Consider the following 16,084-nt stretch of genomic DNA (forward strand, 5'->3'; position numbering starts at 1 on the left):
ACAGGCTGATGACGGATCGATCCCCGCGGCCTGTTACAGCGTCGGCTCGAGCTTCCTGATCTCCTCAAGCCGGGCCAGGCAAAACTCGCGGTACAGGCTGTCAATGAGCGTCCACATGGCAATCCCCCCTTAGTCAATGACTGGACCGTATTCCGGCTCTGTTTCAGAGACGCTTCACGGGACTCAGGAAATGGCTTCATGCGCACCTGGCGTGTGGCCAAGCAAATGCGGACATCGCGCGGACACGAAACGAAGTTCGCTGCTTTGATCCTGCAAAAAATCGCGAAGTGCTGGTTTCTGCCAGAGTTTTGGTGAGCGCGCTGGGGCTCGAACCCAGGACCCCGTGATTAAAAGTCACGTGCTCTACCGGCTGAGCTACGCGCTCCCATGGCCGCGGATGGCTTCGAAAGAGATCGCCATCGTCTTCGGACATTCGAGAAGCATGTCTTGCCGCAGCGCGTAAGGTTGCGTCGCGGGGAAAACCGGCCGTTTCCGGATCATGCTTTCGGCCCGCGCTGTGTAGGGGGAGTGGCTGCGCAGGTCAATAGCGCGGGTGGTTGCCGAAACTGTCGGCAGGAGCGGGGATTTGCCTGCGGTGTCCGTCGTTTAGGCCGGGATTTTCAACCCGATTGGTGAGCCGTCATCCACCCCCAAAGAGCCCATGACTTTTAATCACGGGGTCCGAGGTGCCCTAGTTTGGGCCGCTCCGTCAGTTCGCCTCGCGCCGGACCTCGTTCGGCACGGCTTGCGGCGTTCCTGCCGGGGTCGGCAGGGCGACCGGGCGGAGGCCGATCAGCTCGGCGGTGCGGATCGCGCTGTCGCGCCAGAACTGGAACGAGTTGATGCGGCTGAGCTCGAGGATGGCGATGGCCACCGCCGCGAGGAACGGCAGGCTCTGCAGCACCAGCACGCCGGCGAAGATGTAGATCTCCGTGATCTGGCGGAAGCTGTTGGACGCCACCAGCACGCCGGCGCCGACCAGGAGCAGGGTGCCGATCACGGCCTCCCAGAACGCCTGGAACTCGATCGACATGCGCGAGAGGCCGCCCTTGGAGGTGCGCGCGAAGGCGATGTGCTCGGTGATCAGGCCCTGCGCCACCGCGCGCGACACCGTCCATTGCACGCTCATCGCGGCGATCATGGCGCCTAACATCTGGCCCGGCTTGATCGCGACGCGGGCGCGGTACATCGACAGGAAGTGCACCAGCGAGACGATGAAGGCGCCGATGATCGGCAGCGTCAGGATCTTGTCGGGAATGGCGATGTCGGCAAAGGCGACGATCGGCACCCAGACGAGGTTGAGCAGCGCCACGACCACGCCGAGGCTTTCGGCGCCCAGCCAGTTCAGCCAGCCGAGGCCATATTCGCGCTTCTGGTCCGCCGTCAGCCGGCTCGCGCCGGGCAGGAAGCGGCGCCAGTGCTTCTTGACGATCTGCAGGCCGCCATAGGCCCAGCGATGGCGCTGCTTCTTGAACGCCTCGTAGGTGTCCGGCAGCAGGCCCGCGCCGTAGCGGGTGTTGGTGTAGTGCGTGACCCAGCCGAGCTCCTGGATCGCGAGGCCGAGATCTGAGTCCTCGCAGATCGTGTCGGATGACCAGCCGCCGGCCATGTCCATCGCGGCGCGGCGGATCAGGCACATCGTTCCGTGCACGATGACGGCGTTGAGCTCGTTGCGCTGGACCATGCCGATGTCGAAGAAGCCGGCATATTCGCCGTTCATGATGTAGTGCATGATCGACAGGTCGCCGTCGCGATGCTCCTGCGGCGCCTGCACGAGGCCGACGCGCGGGTCGGCGAACGCCGGCACGAGGTCCTTCAGCCAGTCGGGCTCGACGACATAGTCGGCATCGAGAATGCCGATGATCTCGGCATCGACCGCGGTGCGGTCCATCGCGATGCGCAGCGCGCCGGCCTTGAAGCCCTGCACTTTCTCGGCGTTGATGAACTTGAAGCGTTCACCGAGCGCGCGGCAATGGTCCTGGATCGGCTGCCAGAAGGCGGGATCCGGCGTGTTGTTGATGATGACCACGCATTCGTAGTTCGGATAGTTCAGCCGCGACAGCGCATCGAGCGTCTGCTTGAGCATGTCCACCGGCTCGTAATAAGCGGGGATGTGGATCGAGACCTTCGGATAGTAGTTCTCCGGCACGTTCTCGACCGGCTTGCCCTTGGCGAGCAGCCGCTGCGGCGGACGGCCGAAGGCGACCGCCGCGATCTCGTCGATGCGCGCCATCGCGATCAGCACCAGCGGGACGAGCAGGATCATGCCGAGCGTCAGCGCGAAGGCCGAGCCGAAGATGAAATAGTGGCTGTTCCAGAACGCGAACACGATGGCCGTCCACGCGCCGACGCCGTTGGCGGTGGCCGACAGCAGGAAGGCCTGCTTCGCGGTCGGCTTTTCCAGCCGCAGGATCGGCAGCGAGAGCAGGATGCCGACCAGCAGCGCGATGCCCATCAACTTCCAATAGTCGGGATTCTCGACCGGGCCGGTCCAGGCGAATTTCGGCTCGCGGCTGGCGTTGAGGATGCCCCAGTACGGGCCGACGCCGCCTTCGAAGAACTTCCAGGGCTGATCGATGGCCTCGACGATGTTGTATTCCATGCCGATGGCTTCGGCGCGGCTGACGAAGTTGCGCAAGGTCAGCGCCTGCTGGAACGGGCCGGGGTCGGCGTTGCGCAGATTGTAGCCCTGGCTCGGCCAGCCGAACTCGGCGATCACGATGCGCTTGCCGGGGAACAGGTTGCGCAAAAGGTTGTAGCGGTCGACAGCCTGGTCGACCGCCTGGTCGGAACGGAAGTTCTCCCAGTAGGGCAGCACGTGGGCGGCGATGAAATCGACGTTGGAGGCAAGGTCGGGATTGTCGCGCCAGATGTTCCAGATCTCGCCGGTCGTGACGGGCACGCGGACCGAGCCCTTGACCTTCTTGATCATGTCGATGAGGTCTTCGACCTTCTGCTCGCCGCGGTAGATCACCTCGTTGCCGACCACGACGCCGACGACGTTGCTGTTCTTGCGGGCAAGCTCGATGGCGGCCTTGATCTCGCGCTCGTTGCGATCCTTGTCCTTGTCGATCCAGGCGCCGACGGTGACCTTGAGGCCGAACTCGGCCGCGATCGGCGGCACCAGTTCCACGCCGCCCGTGGATGAATAGAGGCGGATCGCGCGCGTCATCGTCGACAGCGTCTTCAGGTCGGCGCGGATTTTCTCGACGCTCGGGATGTTGTCGATGTCGGGGTGGGCCGAGCCTTCGAACGGCGCGTAGGACACGCTGGGCAGCAGGCCCTTGAAGTCGGGCGCGGGTTCCTTGTCGCGCAAGACTCCCCAGAGCCCGGCGTGAAGCACAGACACAAGCAACAGAACGGCGGCGACAACGCGCATCGCGGCTAAACCAAAAGGGGCTGAGGTGGCAGGGAAGCGGATCCGACCCCGAGATCCGACCAAGTCCGCGGCAAAAGGAGCATATCGCTGCCGCGCGGTTTCACAACTGTCATGGGCTCATGTCCTTATGAGGGCATGGGCTTTTCGAGCTCGCGTGGCAGTGCCAACCGTCTCTATGGCCGATCGTTCCTGAACGGCAGCTGAAACGATCGCGGCTATTTCTGGGGCGCCGGTGTCGGACTTGTCGCAGGCGAGGGGCTGGCGGCCGGCTGCGGCTGCGCAGCGTTGGCGGCGGGCGCTGCCGGCTGGGAGGCGGCGGCTGCTGCCTGCTGCGGCTGGGAGGCCGGGTTGATCCAGCAGGCGTGCACGCGGCTGTCCAGGGTCTCGGCGACCTTGGGATCGATCTGGCCGCCGAAGCGGGTCAGACAGCGGAACGCGGCCTGGATATGGCCGCCGGGGCAGCCGAAGCGGTCGTAGAGGTCGAGATGGCGGAACGCGGTATCGAGGTCATCCCGCCACATCAGCCGCACCACGCGCCGGCCGAGCCAGACGCATTCCGGGTTGCCGGCCGGGCCGTTGATGACCTGGGCGGCTTCGGCGAACTCGTCGGTGCGGCGCTGGTTCTGGGCGGCGTCCTTGGCGGCGGCGTCGGCGGGCTGGGCGGCGGCCTTGCCCTGGTCGGGAGCCGGGGAGCCGCTCTGGGCGGAAGCGCCGGTCAGGCCGGCCAGACCGAGAAGGGCGGAAACGGCCAAGGTGGCGGCGAACTGCCGCAGGACCGCATTTCGTGACTGACGCACCCGTTGCCGCATGAATTCCCCAACTTCTCCACTGACCGCCCGCGTCAGGATCCCCGCGGACGCGCCGGTGATGGCGTCCAAATGGGTCTCCAATGCGGCGGAAAATTCCCGCCAAGTCCCATGACCGGTATTTCGAATTTTGTCCAGCAAAGTCACGATCCTAGGCCTCTGTCGAACGGCCGCAGGTAAATTCCTTGGGGGAGCGATCGATCCATCCGGCATCACCTCTTGGCAGACGGCGTGGATGCAGGTAATCGACGGCCCTTCGCGGAGGACGGAACTATTTCTCTTCGTACGCCACTGGCGCTTCTGCTCGTCTCACTGGGTGCGATTGCTGCCGTGTGGTGGTGGCTGGCCACGCCAATCACGCTCGCGCGCGCCCCGATCGATCCCGCCGACAAGGTTCAATGTGTCTCCTATGCGCCGTTCCGGGGCGACCAGTCGCCGCTGAACGCGTGGACGCATATTGAAGCCGATCAGATCGAGCAGGATTTGCGCCAGCTCAAGGAGATCACCGACTGCGTCCGCACCTATTCCATGGAGAATGGGCTCGACCAGGTCCCGGCGATCGCCGCCAAGGTCGGCGGCATGAAGGTGCTGCAGGGCATCTGGCTCTCCAGCAACCGCACCAAGAATTTCGAGCAGGCCGCGCTCGCCGTCCGCCTGTCCAAGGACTTCCCCGGCATCATCACCAGCATCATCGTCGGCAACGAGGTGCTGCTGCGCGGCGAGATGACGACCGCCGACCTCGTCTCCATCATCCGCTCGGTGAAGGCGCAGGTCAGCGTGCCCGTCACCTATGCCGATGTCTGGGAGTTCTGGCTGAAGAACCGCGAGGTCTATGACGCCGTCGACTTCGTCACCATCCACATCCTGCCTTATTGGGAGGATTTTCCGGTCAAGGCGAAATTCGCCGCTTCGCATGTGGAAGCGATCCGCGAGCGCATGGCGGTGGCGTTTCCGGGCAAGGAGATCCTGATCGGCGAGACCGGCTGGCCGAGCGAGGGGCGCATGCGCGAGGGCGCACTGCCGTCGCGCACCAACCAGGCGCGCGTCGTCTCGGAAATCCTCGGCCTTGCGAAGGCGAACAAGTTTCGCGTCAACCTGATCGAGTCCTACGACCAGCCCTGGAAGCGCAAGCTGGAAGGCACCGTCGGCGGCTATTGGGGCCTGTTCGATTCCGTGCGCCGCGAGCTGAAATATCCGCCGGGCCAGCCGATCAGCAATTTCCCGTACTGGAAATGGTACATGGGCGCGGGCATGGGCCTGTGCGTGCTGGTGTTCGCGGTGGCGCTGATCACGCTGCGCCGGCGGCCGTGGACGCCGCGCTTCTCGGCCTGGCTCGGTGTCGCCATCTCGGCGACCACGGCGGGCAGCCTGCTCGGGATCGGCGTCGACAAGATGTACTATGAGAGCTACGGCATCGGCGGCTGGCTGCACTGGGGTGCGCTGCTGCTGGCCGGCATCCTGGCGCCGATCTTCTGCGCGCAGGCGATGGTGATCGGCCGCAGCCTGCCGACCTTCCTCGACCTGCTAGGCCCCCGCGAGGGCCGCAAATGGTCGAAGCTCACCGCGGTGCTGGGCCTGACGCTGGCGCTGACCGCCGTCATCGCGGCGCAGACCGCGCTCGCCTTCGTGTTCGACCCGCGCTACCACGACTTCCCCTATGCCTCGCTGACGATGGCGGTGGTGCCGTTCGCGCTGTTGATGCTGAACCGCCCGCAGGTCGGCCAGCGTCCGATCGCGGAGGCGGTGTTCGCGGGCGTGCTGACGCTGTCGGCAATCTACGTGCTGTTCAACGAGGGGCGCGACAACTGGCAGTCGCTGTGGACCTGCGCGATGTATCTGTTGTTCGCGCTCACGCTGTGGCGGGCGCGGGCCGAGCAAATCCAAGAATGAACAGGCCGATCGCAAGGCCCGACAGCACGACGTTGTAGAGCACGATGCCGAGGCCGGCGGCGATGATGCCGACGGTCAGGAGCACGATCGACGGCCGCATCAGGTTGAGCGTCGCCACCACCAGCGCGACGATGCCGAACACCGAATTCTTGAACAGCACGGTCGACACCGAGCGCGCCTTGCAGATCAGCGTCTGCAGGCCGGCATCGCAGGCAAGGCCGACGGTCGAGAGCTCGATGCCGAGATAGCGCAGGTAAAGCGCATAGCCGACGCTGGCAAAACCGACGACGATCAGGAACTGCACCTGGTAGGGCGTGAGGCGGAAGGGCTTTTTTGTCATGGCCGCAATATGGTCGGGATGGCGTCGGCAGGCAACAGGGCAGGTGGGCGCCTGTTGATTGCTCGCCAGCTAGTGATGGCGCGGGGAGCCTGGAACAGGCAGGACTTTCGCCACTGGCTCGCGTGCCGGCTATTTCAAGCCCAGCCGGCGCTCGACCCAGCCAAGAACGAAGAGCACGAGCAAGGTGACGGCGATCGCTGCGGCGACGAGCAACCAGGCTCCCAGAGCGCAGGCGATTCCGAGACCCGCCGCGATCCAGACGGTCGCAGCGGTGGTGAGGCCATGAACGGTCTTCGCCTTGCTGTCATGCAGGATGACGCCGGCACCGATGAAGCCGACGCCTGTCAGGACGCCGGCAACGACGCCCTGAATGACTCTCGAGATCGCGTCCGGATGATCTCTCAGGTTCTGGAACTCGATGACCGAAATCGAGACCAGCGCGGAGCCGAGGGCCACCAGCGAAAGTGTCCGCATTCCCACCGGCTTGTCGTTCATGTCGCGGTCGATGCCGATCAGCAGCCCTGTTCCCGCCGCAACGAGTAGCCTCAAGACATCATCGAGTTCGTTCATCGGAGCTCACGCGTTGTCGCCGAAGGATCGCGAACTTGCGGTGAAGTCGAGGCTCAGGTCGAAGCGTCCGATAGTCGCACGGTCACGGGTCCCTATCGGCCGATGGACCGACTGATGGTGAGCGGAATGCCTACCGCCGGAAGAACGACGTCAGCGTCGATCCCGTCGATGCGGTCTCAGGCTTCGCCTGTGCGGCCGGCTGCGGGGCCGCGGGTGCAGGCGCGGGCTCTTCGCGTTTCGACGAACGCTTCGAGGAGTAGCTGCGGCGGCGCTTGTCGGGCTTTGCATTCGGCGCGGGCGCGGGTGCTGTCTCGGCTTGCGGCGCCGCCTCCTGGGTCTTGTCGGCGCTCTTGTCCTGCACGCGGTCCTGGGACTTCTCCTGTCCCTTGTCCTGCGACTTCTCTTGGCCCTTGTCCTGACCCTTCTCCGAGCCGCCGCGCATCGACAGCCGCTGGCCGTCGAACACGGTGGTCTCGCAGTGGCGGTCGTTCTCGGAGAGCCCGGCGCAGAGCTTTGCAGCGGCCGCCGCATTGATCAGCGGGCCGGCCCCCAGGCGCAGCTGCATGCCAAGGCCGTTGGTGCCTTCCTTGATCATGATGATCGGCCGCAGCGCTGCGACTTCCGGATTGGATTTTGTCACGCCGCGCCAGAGCGCACGCAGGCCGTCGACCGAGTTGGCGCCGCCGAGGTCGATCGCAAATCGCGTCTGCTGGACCGCTATGGCCGGCGCTTCGCTCTCGGTGGCCTCCGGCGGCTTGGCTGCAACGGCCGCGACCTCGGTCGGCGCGGGCGCTGCTTCAGGCTTCTTCTCGGCGGCCTTCTCGGTCGTGTCCGGCTGAACCAGTCTCGAAGCAGCGGGATCAGGCGGCGCCATGATCGACTTGGACGGCACCAGCGGAAGTATCGGCAGCGCCGAGGTCGTTGCCGGCGCCTGCGACACCAGCGATGCGGCGGCCGCGCTCTGCGGCGGCGGATTTGCCGGCTCCTTCGCGGTGTCCCTGGCGGCGTCCTTGGCGGGCTCCTTCGCCTGCTCCTTGGCGCTCGCGCGCGGCTTGTCGGGGGAGGGCGAGGGCACCGAGGCGACCGGGCCGACGCTGGGTGCTGCGGATGCGGCTTGCGCCTCAGGCGCGTCCTGCGGCTTCGCGGCCTGTTTGGCGATGGCGCCGGTGACGGAATCGAGGCCCTGCTCCAGCACGGTGACGCGGGAGTAGAGCCGGTCGCGATCGGTGTTCAGCGTCTCGATGGCGGCGGCGAGGCGGCGGGCCTCGTTCTGGCTTTCCCGGGTCAGTTGCTGCAGCCGGTCGGCCTGGCGCGTCAGATCGGCGGCGGCGACCTGATCGCGGCGCCAGCCGAGCTGGGCCTGGTTGGCCATCACCGCGATGACGACGGCGCCGACGGCAGTCACGCCCCACGTGCCCAGCCGCCACATCATGCGGCGGTCGAACGTGCTTTCCTCGGCCCAAAGCCCGGAGAACAGCCCGCCGGTCTCCTTGGCGCCGAAGGCATCCGCCAGTGGGTCGGAATCCTTTGCCATGAACGTTAAATGCCCAGCCCCTGTCCGGCTTCCCCGAATCAATCAGGGAACATTAACAGGAAAACCCCGTCGCACTTGAATTCCGGGCGTTTGCGGGGGTAGCAAGGCGGCAGCTTGCGACGGCGGCGCACCGCCTGCCGCGCCAATTGATTCGGCCGTATCTGACAGGATTTCGATGACCGCCCGTTCCAGCCTCACGATCGTGCTCGCCGCCGGTGAAGGCACGCGCATGCGATCGAGCCTGCCGAAAGTGCTGCATCCCGTCGCGCACCAGAGCCTGCTGGCCCATGTGCTCGCCGCGGCACCGAAGGGAACCGGCACCGCGCTGGCCGTCGTGATCGGCCCCGATCACCAGGCCGTCGCGGAGGAAGCGAAGCGCATCCGCCCGGACGCTCTCACCTTCGTGCAGAGCGAACGCCTCGGCACCGCGCACGCGGTGCTCGCGGCACGCGAAGCCATCGCGCGCGGCGCCGACGATCTCCTGGTCGCATTCGGCGACACGCCGCTGATCTCGGCCGAGACCTTTGCGCGGCTGCGTGCGCCGCTCGCCAAGGGCGCCGCCATCGCCGCGCTCGGCTTTCGCGCCGCCGATCCGACCGGCTACGGACGCTTCATCGTCGAGGGCGACCGCCTGGTCGCGATCCGCGAGCAGGCCGATGCCAGCGAAGCCGAGCGCAGGATCGATCTGTGCAATGCCGGCGTGATGGCGATCGACGGACGCCGCGCGCTCGAGATCCTCGAGAAGATCGGCAATGCCAATTCCAAGGGCGAATATTATCTGACCGACGCGGTCGAGATCGTCCGCAAGCAGGGATGGGAGTCCGTGGTGATCGAGACCAGCGAGGACGAAGTGCGCGGCATCAACACCAAGGCGCAGCTCGCCGAGGCCGAGGCCGTGATGCAGGCGCGCCTGCGCAAAGCGGCGATGGAGGCCGGCGTCACGCTGATCGCGCCGGAGACGGTTTACCTGTCCGCCGACACCGTGTTCGGCAAGGACGTCACCATCGAGCCGTTCGTGGTGATCGGCCCCGGCGTGTCGATCGCCGACGGCGCGGTGATCCATTCCTTCTCGCACATCGTCGAGACCACGCTCGGCAAGAAGGTTTCGATCGGCCCCTATGCGCGGCTTCGGCCCGGCACCTCGCTCGGCGACGGCGCGCGCATCGGCAATTTCGTGGAGACGAAGGCGGCGACGCTGGAGGCCGGCGTCAAGGTCAACCATCTCTCCTACATCGGCGATGCCACCGTCGGTGCCAATTCCAACATCGGCGCCGGCACCATCACCTGCAACTACGACGGCTTCAAGAAGCACAAGACCATCATCGGGCAGGGCGCCTTCGTCGGCACCAACTCCTCGCTGGTCGCGCCCGTGAAGATCGGCAACGGCGCCTATATCGGCTCGGGCTCGGTGATCACGAAGGATGTGCCCGACGATGCCATGGCGCTGGAGCGCAACCAGCAGACCATCAGGGAAGGCGGCGCCAAGCGCTATCGCGAGATGAAGACGGGCGGCAAGAAGCCGGAGAAGTGAGCGGCCGCCTGCCGTCCCCCGATTGGTGTCGTGAGGGCTGCGCTCATGGACAACGACTTCATCGACGATGCGATCTCATTCCTCGTCAAACGCGTCGTCGTGCCGCCGGGACAATGGGTGTTGGAACAGGTCGGCGAGCCCCGTCCGACCGAGATCGCATCACTGGTCACCGGCCTGACGTTCTGGGCGTTCGTCGTTTGCCTCGTCTTTGCCCTGGTGCTGGGGTGGTGAAGCACCCCGCTATTCGTCGTCGGCGAATTCCGAGAAGATCGCGCGGGTCAGGCGCCAGCCGCGCGGCTTGGCGCGCTTGGCCGGTTCGCCCTGCGCATGCTTGACGAAGACCGGCTTGCTTTCCTTGCCGCGCTGGGGCGGCGGCCAATGGGCGAGGTGCGTGCCCGACGTCTCGCTGGCACGCAGATACAGCGACGACAGACCTTTGCGGTCGGATGAGCCTTTCATGGCCTTGTTCTCCTGACAGGAATCGTTGGTCAAACTTGTTGACAACAAGTTAACGCGCGGGGTTAAAGGCCGGCCACATCGACGCAGGCAGCGCCTGGTGCGGTCGGACGCTGTCTCAATCAGCAATAATTATTGAGTATATGGTTCCCTCGGAATTTCGCTAAAAACTGAGCGTGTCGTTTTGGCGATTTTTCGACGATTTGGGGGATATTGATCCGCATGTGCGGGATTGTCGGCATTCTCGGGCGCGAACCGGTTGCGGAGCAACTGGTCGACTCGCTCAAACGTCTTGAATATCGCGGCTACGATTCCGCGGGCGTTGCCACGCTCGAAGGCAAGCATCTCGAGCGCCGCCGCGCCGAGGGCAAGCTGAAGAACCTGGAAAAGCGGCTGGAAGCCGAGCCGCTCAAGGGCACCACCGGCATCGGCCACACCCGCTGGGCCACCCACGGCAAGCCGACCGTCAACAACGCCCATCCGCACGCGACCGAGCGCGTCGCCGTGGTCCACAACGGCATCATCGAGAATTTCCGCGAGCTGCGCGAGGAGCTCGAGAAGAAGGGCGCGGTGTTCCACACCGAGACCGACACCGAGATCGTGCTGCATCTCGTCGACGATCTGCTGAATCGCGGCAACAAGCCGGTCGAGGCGGTGAAGCTGGCGCTGGGACGCCTGCGCGGCGCCTTCGCGCTCGGCTTCATCTTCGCCGGCGACGATGACCTGATGATCGGCGCCCGTAACGGCCCGCCGCTCGCGATCGGCTATGGCGACGGCGAGATGTATCTCGGCTCCGACGCCATCGCGCTCGGCCCGTTCACCGACACGATCAGCTATCTCGAGGACGGCGACTGGGTCGTCCTGACCCGCAAGAGCGCCAGCATCTTCGACAAGGACGGCCACGCCGTAAAGCGCGAGAAGATCAAGCACGCCGCCTCGACCTCGCTGGTCGACAAGGCCAACTATCGCCACTTCATGGCCAAGGAGATCCACGAGCAGCCGGAAGTGGTCGGCCACACCCTGGCGCGCTACGTCGACATGGCGACCGAGCGCGTTTCGCTGCCGGTCAAGCTGCCGTTCGATTTCAACGACATCCGCCGCATCAACATCACGGCGTGCGGCACCGCGAGCTATGCCGGCTTCGTCGCAAAATACTGGTTCGAGCGCTTTGCGCGCGTGCCGGTCGAGGTCGATGTCGCCTCCGAATTCCGCTACCGCGAGGCGCCGCTGCGCAAGGGCGATCTCGCCATCTTCATCTCGCAGTCGGGCGAGACCGCCGACACCCTGGCCGCGCTGCGTTACGCCAAGGCCGAGGGCGTGCACACGATCGCCGTGGTCAACGTTCCGACCTCGACCATTGCGCGCGAGAGCGAGACCGTGCTGCAGACGCTTGCCGGTCCCGAGATCGGCGTCGCCTCGACCAAGGCCTTCACCTGCCAACTCATGGTGCTCGCCAATCTTGCGATCGCCGCCGGCAAGGCCAGGGGCCAATTGTCCGACGAGGACGAGACCAAGCTGGTCCACGGACTCGTCGAGGTGCCGCGTCTGATGTCGGATGCGCTCACCACGGAGCTGCAGATCGAGAAGCTCTCGCGCGAGATCGCGAAGTCGCGCGACGTGCTCTATCTCGGCCGCGGCACCAGCTTCCCGCTCGCGCTCGAAGGCGCGCTGAAGCTGAAGGAAATCTCCTACATCCACGCCGAGGGCTATGCCGCCGGCGAGCTCAAGCACGGCCCGATCGCCCTGATCGACGAGACCATGCCGGTCGTGGTCATCGCACCCTATGACCGCGTGTTCGAGAAGACCGTCTCCAACATGCAGGAGGTCGCCGCCCGTGGCGGCAAGATCATCCTGATGACCGACGCCAAGGGCGCGGAGGAGGCGACGGTCGATTCGCTCGTCACCATCGTCATGCCCGACATGGCGGCGGCGTTCACGCCGATGGTCTACGCCGTCCCGGTTCAGCTGCTCGCCTATCATACGGCTGTCATCATGGGCACCGACGTCGACCAGCCGCGCAATCTCGCGAAATCGGTGACGGTGGAATAGGCAGAAGGGATACCGGTCGCGTCGCTTCGTGGTCTTCCAAAACCTGCTAGAAGACCCTAGCTTGTCAGCTGCGACCGACCTGGAACCCGAATGACCACCCGCGACGACGTCCCTGCGCCGCTTGATCCCGCACCGGAACCGCATACCGGGCTGATGGGCCGCTTCCGCAATTATTTCCTGACCGGCCTCGTGGTGACGGGGCCGATCGCGATCACCCTCTATCTGGTCTGGTGGTTCGTCACCTGGGTCGACGGTGTGGTGCGACCCTTCGTCCCGCTGGCCTATAGGCCCGAGACCTATCTGCCCTACGGCGTTCCCGGCTGGGGACTGATTGTCGCGTTCTTCACGCTGACCCTGGTCGGTTTCCTCGCGGCGAACCTGATCGGGCGGACGCTGGTCGATGTCGGCGAGACCTTCCTCGGCCGCATCCCGGCGGTGCGCGCCATCTATCGCGGCCTGAAGCAGGTGTTCGAGACGCTGTTCTCGGGCAAGGGCTCGAGCTTCCGCAAAGTGGGCCTGGTCGAGTTTCCCTCGCCGGGCATGTGGTCGATCGTGCTGATCTCGCAATCGCCGAGCGAGGACATCGCCCGCAGCCTGCCGGGACAGGAAGAGCATGTCTCGGTGTTCCTGCCGTGCTCGCCGAACCCGACCACCGGCTTCTTCTTCTACGTGCCCAGAAGCAAGATCATCGAGGTCGACCTCACCGCCGAGGACGCCGCGACGCTGATCATGTCGGCCGGCGTGGTGCAGCCGGGCTCGGCGCCCGACCCGAAGAAGGCTGCGGCGCTCGCGGGCATGGCCAATGCCGCGCGCATCGCCAACGCCTCGACGCTCCAGCAACAGCCCCAGCCTGCGAAGGTGGAGTAGGGCCATTCCGCTGCGAGATGGCCGCGTTCACGCAAGGCCTCGCATCCTCTGCTAATCTTCCGGTCGAATTGAGCGCCTCGCTCAAAGTTCGATCTGGAGTGCACGATGTCAAAGACCATTGCGATCCTCGCGCCCGGCGCCATGGGCAGCGCCGTCGCCCGCCGTCTCAGCGAAAACGGCGCGCGCGTGCTGACGTCGCTGAAGGGGCGGAGCGAGGCGACGCAAAAGCGCGCCGCGGATGCCGGCATGATCGGCGCCGAGGACGAGGCGATTGCGGACGCCGATGTCATCCTCTCGATCGTGCCGCCGGGCGAAGCGGTGGCGCTGGCCGAACGGCTGGCGGCGCTGATCGTCAGGCGCGAGAAGAAGCCGATCGTGGTCGATTGCAACGCCGTCAATGTCGATACCGTGCAGAGGATCGAGGAGATCATCGGCTCGGCACAGGCGCCGTTCGTCGATGGCGGCATCATCGGCTTCCCGCCGCAGAAAGGCGGCAAGAGCCCGGCCTTCTACATGTCCGGCGAGTACGCAGGGGACGTCGCGATGCTCCGGGATTTCGGCCTCGACGTGCGGATTGTCGAGGGACCGGTCGGCGCAGCATCGGCGTTGAAGATGTCCTATGCCGGCATCGTCAAGGGCCTCGCCGGCATCGGATCGGCCATGGTGATCGCGGCCACGAAGGCGGGCGCCGCGGACGCGCTGCGCGACGAGCTCGCGCTCAGCCAGCCCGCGATCCTCGCCCGCCTCGAAGTGGCGCTGCCGGACATGATCCCGAAAGCCTATCGTTGGGTCGCGGAGATGCGGGAGATTTCCGGCTTTCTCGGCGCCGACCATCCGGCCAGCCAGATCTACGAGGGCTTTGCGCGCTGGTTCGAGCATCTGGCCGCAGACGCGAAGGGCGAGGCGGTGGATGCGGAACTGCTGAAGGCGTTTTCCGCGGGTATCGCGCAGAAGAAATCCTGATCGTCAGGTCTCACTCGCCGTCTATCGAGATGGACTCCAGAAAGCCCTGGATGTCCCGGTCGCGTCTCAGGCGTAGGACTGGGACATCGGGGCCATGTTCGATGCGCTCGGCCTCGATGTCAGGCACGCGCTCGACGTCGTAGCGCCATGCCTCCTTCATCAGTTTCCAGTCGAACTGTTCCGGACATCCCTCGGGCAGATCGGGGCGGGCCTTGTCGCGATCGAAGGCCGAGCGCCAGAGGATGCGCCACTGGCAGACCCAGCGCGGGCGGTCGATGACGACGAGAACATCGGCACGTGCGATCGTGAGATCGAACGCCAGCCCCGAGAAGCTGCCGTCGACGACCCACGCATCGCCCGCGATCGCCTCCGCGACGCGCGCTCGAAAGCTTGCTGTGTCGGATGCTGTCCAGCCCGGTTGCCAATAGAGGACGTCGAGATGCACCACCGGCAGCCCGAGCTTTTGCCCGAGCTTGCGAGCAAGGCTCGTCTTTCCGCTGCCTTGTGAGCCAACCACGATGATCCGGCGCATGGCGGGAAGGTTGCATGAAGTCGGTCGCGGCGAAAGGGCAAGCCGTCTGAACTAGTCGTCATTGCGAGCGCAGCGAAGCAATCCAGACTCTTTCCGCGGAGGCAGTCTGGATTGCTTCGCTGCGCTCGCAATGACGGGCAGGAGACGGAGCGAGGCTCGTCTGCTAATCTCTCAGTGGAAGCAATTCTACTGCAGTGGGAGTTCGAATGAGAGTGCTCGTGATCGGCGCAGGCGCGCTTGGCGGCTACTATGGAGCTTGCCTGGTCCGGGCGGGCCGCGACGTGACCTTCCTGGTGCGGCCGGCGCGGGCAGGGCAATTGCAGCGGAATGGACTGCAGGTCGCAAGCCCGCATGGCGACTTTGCCGTAGAGCCGAAGCTGGTTGCGGCCGACGATCTCAGGGAGCCGTTCGACGTCGTGCTCGTCGGCGTGAAGGCCTACTCGCTCGATGACGCGATGAACCAGTTTGCGCCCGCGGTCGGCCCCAATACGATGATCCTGCCGATCCTGAACGGGTTGAAGCATATCGACGCTCTCATTGCGCGGTTCGGCGCCGCGCGCGTTCTCGGCGGGCTCGCGAATGTCAGCGCGGGCCTCGATGCGGATGGCCGCGTCGTTCAGTTCATGGCCAATCAGACGATTGTCTTCGGCGAGACCGCGGGCGCGTTGAGCGAGCGTGCGCTCGCGCTGGAAGCGCTGCTCCAGGTTCCCGGTATCGACGTGCGCGCCAGCGAGGCGATCATGCAGGACATGTGGGAGAAATTCGTCCAGCTCTCGACGCTGGCCGGCATCACCTGCCTGATGCGTGCAAGTGTCGGCGACATCCTGGCCGTGCCGAACGGCGAGCAGTCCATATTCCGCCTGTTCGCCGAATGCTGCGCCGTTGCGACGGCGTCGGGCTTCGAGCCGCGCGCGCCGTTCATCGAGTTCGACCGCAAGCTCTTCACCACGCTGGATTCGCCGCTCAAGGCCTCGATGCTGCGCGACATCGAGCGCGGTTCGATCACCGAGGCGGAGCACATCCTCGGCGATATGGCCAACCGCGCCCGTGCGCTCGGCATCGACACGCCGCTGCTGGATCTCGCCCGCGCGCATGTGGCGGCCTACGAGATCGGGCGGCGGCGGGCCGCGGGCTGAGCCCGCCCGCGGGGACGTGGCGATGTTGCGC

14 protein-coding genes and 1 tRNA gene are annotated in these 16,084 nt (G+C 65.6%); 7 read left to right on the forward strand and 8 right to left on the reverse strand.

The window, feature by feature from the left end; all coding sequences use genetic code 11:
* Positions 1–309 precede the first annotated feature (309 nt).
* The 3 genes from JQ617_RS06530 to JQ617_RS06540 form a co-directional block, all read right to left on the reverse strand.
* Positions 310–385, reverse strand: a tRNA-Lys gene (locus JQ617_RS06530).
* A 324-nt stretch (positions 386–709) separates the two neighbouring features.
* The gene (locus JQ617_RS06535; protein ID WP_212025288.1) at positions 710–3,379 is read right to left on the reverse strand and encodes a glycosyltransferase; all 2,670 of its coding nucleotides are present in this window, start codon (positions 3,377–3,379) and stop codon (positions 710–712) included.
* Positions 3,380–3,594: 215 nt separating this feature from the next.
* Complete coding sequence (locus JQ617_RS06540; protein ID WP_063683414.1) at positions 3,595–4,188, reverse strand: hypothetical protein; 594 nt, start codon at positions 4,186–4,188, stop codon at positions 3,595–3,597.
* Positions 4,189–4,515: 327 nt separating this feature from the next.
* On the opposite strand from JQ617_RS06540, the gene JQ617_RS06545 reads away from it, so the two are divergent.
* Entirely contained in the window at positions 4,516–6,075 is a 1,560-nt protein-coding gene (locus tag JQ617_RS06545; protein WP_212025290.1) for a glycoside hydrolase family 17 protein, read from the forward strand.
* Here JQ617_RS06545 and JQ617_RS06550 read toward each other — a convergent pair.
* The 3 genes from JQ617_RS06550 to JQ617_RS06560 all read right to left on the reverse strand — a co-directional run bounded on the left by JQ617_RS06550 (position 6,035) and on the right by JQ617_RS06560 (position 8,519).
* Positions 6,035–6,415, reverse strand: a complete 381-nt coding sequence (locus tag JQ617_RS06550; protein ID WP_063683416.1) for a hypothetical protein — start codon at positions 6,413–6,415, stop codon at positions 6,035–6,037. The genes JQ617_RS06545 and JQ617_RS06550 overlap by 41 nt on opposite strands.
* A gap of 129 nt (positions 6,416–6,544) precedes the next feature.
* Positions 6,545–6,985: an MgtC/SapB family protein gene (locus tag JQ617_RS06555; protein ID WP_212025291.1), complete on the reverse strand. Its 441-nt coding sequence runs from the start codon at positions 6,983–6,985 to the stop codon at positions 6,545–6,547.
* A 130-nt stretch (positions 6,986–7,115) separates the two neighbouring features.
* The gene (locus JQ617_RS06560) at positions 7,116–8,519 is read right to left on the reverse strand and encodes a hypothetical protein (protein WP_212025293.1); all 1,404 of its coding nucleotides are present in this window, start codon (positions 8,517–8,519) and stop codon (positions 7,116–7,118) included.
* Positions 8,520–8,694: 175 nt separating this feature from the next.
* Between JQ617_RS06560 and glmU the strand changes: the two genes are divergently transcribed.
* Both glmU and JQ617_RS06570 read left to right on the forward strand, forming a co-directional pair.
* The gene (gene glmU, locus JQ617_RS06565; RefSeq protein WP_212025295.1) at positions 8,695–10,050 is read left to right on the forward strand and encodes a bifunctional UDP-N-acetylglucosamine diphosphorylase/glucosamine-1-phosphate N-acetyltransferase GlmU; all 1,356 of its coding nucleotides are present in this window, start codon (positions 8,695–8,697) and stop codon (positions 10,048–10,050) included.
* A 45-nt stretch (positions 10,051–10,095) separates the two neighbouring features.
* Positions 10,096–10,281, forward strand: a complete 186-nt coding sequence (locus tag JQ617_RS06570) for a hypothetical protein (RefSeq protein ID WP_212025297.1) — start codon at positions 10,096–10,098, stop codon at positions 10,279–10,281.
* 9 nt (positions 10,282–10,290) lie between these two features.
* Here the strand turns inward: JQ617_RS06570 and JQ617_RS06575 are convergent, their stop codons facing one another.
* The gene (locus JQ617_RS06575) at positions 10,291–10,509 is read right to left on the reverse strand and encodes a hypothetical protein (RefSeq protein ID WP_212025299.1); all 219 of its coding nucleotides are present in this window, start codon (positions 10,507–10,509) and stop codon (positions 10,291–10,293) included.
* 219 nt (positions 10,510–10,728) lie between these two features.
* On the opposite strand from JQ617_RS06575, the gene glmS reads away from it, so the two are divergent.
* The 3 genes from glmS to JQ617_RS06590 all read left to right on the forward strand — a co-directional run bounded on the left by glmS (position 10,729) and on the right by JQ617_RS06590 (position 14,385).
* Positions 10,729–12,555: a glutamine--fructose-6-phosphate transaminase (isomerizing) gene (glmS, locus tag JQ617_RS06580; protein WP_212025301.1), complete on the forward strand. Its 1,827-nt coding sequence runs from the start codon at positions 10,729–10,731 to the stop codon at positions 12,553–12,555.
* A gap of 90 nt (positions 12,556–12,645) precedes the next feature.
* Positions 12,646–13,422: a DUF502 domain-containing protein gene (locus JQ617_RS06585; RefSeq protein ID WP_063683422.1), complete on the forward strand. Its 777-nt coding sequence runs from the start codon at positions 12,646–12,648 to the stop codon at positions 13,420–13,422.
* Positions 13,423–13,527: 105 nt separating this feature from the next.
* Complete coding sequence (locus JQ617_RS06590) at positions 13,528–14,385, forward strand: NAD(P)-dependent oxidoreductase (RefSeq protein WP_212025303.1); 858 nt, start codon at positions 13,528–13,530, stop codon at positions 14,383–14,385.
* A 10-nt stretch (positions 14,386–14,395) separates the two neighbouring features.
* Here JQ617_RS06590 and JQ617_RS06595 read toward each other — a convergent pair whose 3' ends face one another.
* Positions 14,396–14,917 carry a P-loop NTPase family protein gene (locus JQ617_RS06595; RefSeq protein ID WP_212025305.1) on the reverse strand — a complete coding sequence of 174 codons (522 nt, stop codon included), beginning with the start codon at positions 14,915–14,917 and terminating at the stop codon, positions 14,396–14,398.
* 206 nt (positions 14,918–15,123) lie between these two features.
* Between JQ617_RS06595 and panE the strand changes: the two genes are divergently transcribed.
* Positions 15,124–16,053 carry a 2-dehydropantoate 2-reductase gene (gene panE, locus JQ617_RS06600; RefSeq protein ID WP_212025307.1) on the forward strand — a complete coding sequence of 310 codons (930 nt, stop codon included), beginning with the start codon at positions 15,124–15,126 and terminating at the stop codon, positions 16,051–16,053.
* Positions 16,054–16,084 lie beyond the last annotated feature (31 nt).

Source organism: Bradyrhizobium sp. KB893862 SZCCT0404 (assembly GCF_018130885.1).
Lineage (GTDB): Bacteria > Pseudomonadota > Alphaproteobacteria > Rhizobiales > Xanthobacteraceae > Bradyrhizobium > Bradyrhizobium stylosanthis.

Excerpts from the sequence above, each read along its gene's own strand:
- JQ617_RS06585 (WP_063683422.1), top strand. The coding sequence starts at position 12,646 with ATGACCACCCGCGACGACGTCCCTGCGCCGCTTGATCCCGCACCGGAA.
- JQ617_RS06560 (WP_212025293.1), bottom strand. The coding sequence starts at position 8,519 with ATGGCAAAGGATTCCGACCCACTGGCGGATGCCTTCGGCGCCAAGGAG.
- JQ617_RS06595 (WP_212025305.1), bottom strand. The coding sequence starts at position 14,917 with ATGCGCCGGATCATCGTGGTTGGCTCACAAGGCAGCGGAAAGACGAGC.
- JQ617_RS06555 (WP_212025291.1), bottom strand. The coding sequence starts at position 6,985 with ATGAACGAACTCGATGATGTCTTGAGGCTACTCGTTGCGGCGGGAACA.
- JQ617_RS06575 (WP_212025299.1), bottom strand. The coding sequence starts at position 10,509 with ATGAAAGGCTCATCCGACCGCAAAGGTCTGTCGTCGCTGTATCTGCGT.
- glmS (WP_212025301.1), top strand. The coding sequence starts at position 10,729 with ATGTGCGGGATTGTCGGCATTCTCGGGCGCGAACCGGTTGCGGAGCAA.
- JQ617_RS06535 (WP_212025288.1), bottom strand. The coding sequence starts at position 3,379 with ATGCGCGTTGTCGCCGCCGTTCTGTTGCTTGTGTCTGTGCTTCACGCC.
- glmU (WP_212025295.1), top strand. The coding sequence starts at position 8,695 with ATGACCGCCCGTTCCAGCCTCACGATCGTGCTCGCCGCCGGTGAAGGC.
- JQ617_RS06590 (WP_212025303.1), top strand. The coding sequence starts at position 13,528 with ATGTCAAAGACCATTGCGATCCTCGCGCCCGGCGCCATGGGCAGCGCC.
- JQ617_RS06540 (WP_063683414.1), bottom strand. The coding sequence starts at position 4,188 with ATGCGGCAACGGGTGCGTCAGTCACGAAATGCGGTCCTGCGGCAGTTC.
- JQ617_RS06570 (WP_212025297.1), top strand. The coding sequence starts at position 10,096 with ATGGACAACGACTTCATCGACGATGCGATCTCATTCCTCGTCAAACGC.
- JQ617_RS06550 (WP_063683416.1), bottom strand. The coding sequence starts at position 6,415 with ATGACAAAAAAGCCCTTCCGCCTCACGCCCTACCAGGTGCAGTTCCTG.
- panE (WP_212025307.1), top strand. The coding sequence starts at position 15,124 with ATGAGAGTGCTCGTGATCGGCGCAGGCGCGCTTGGCGGCTACTATGGA.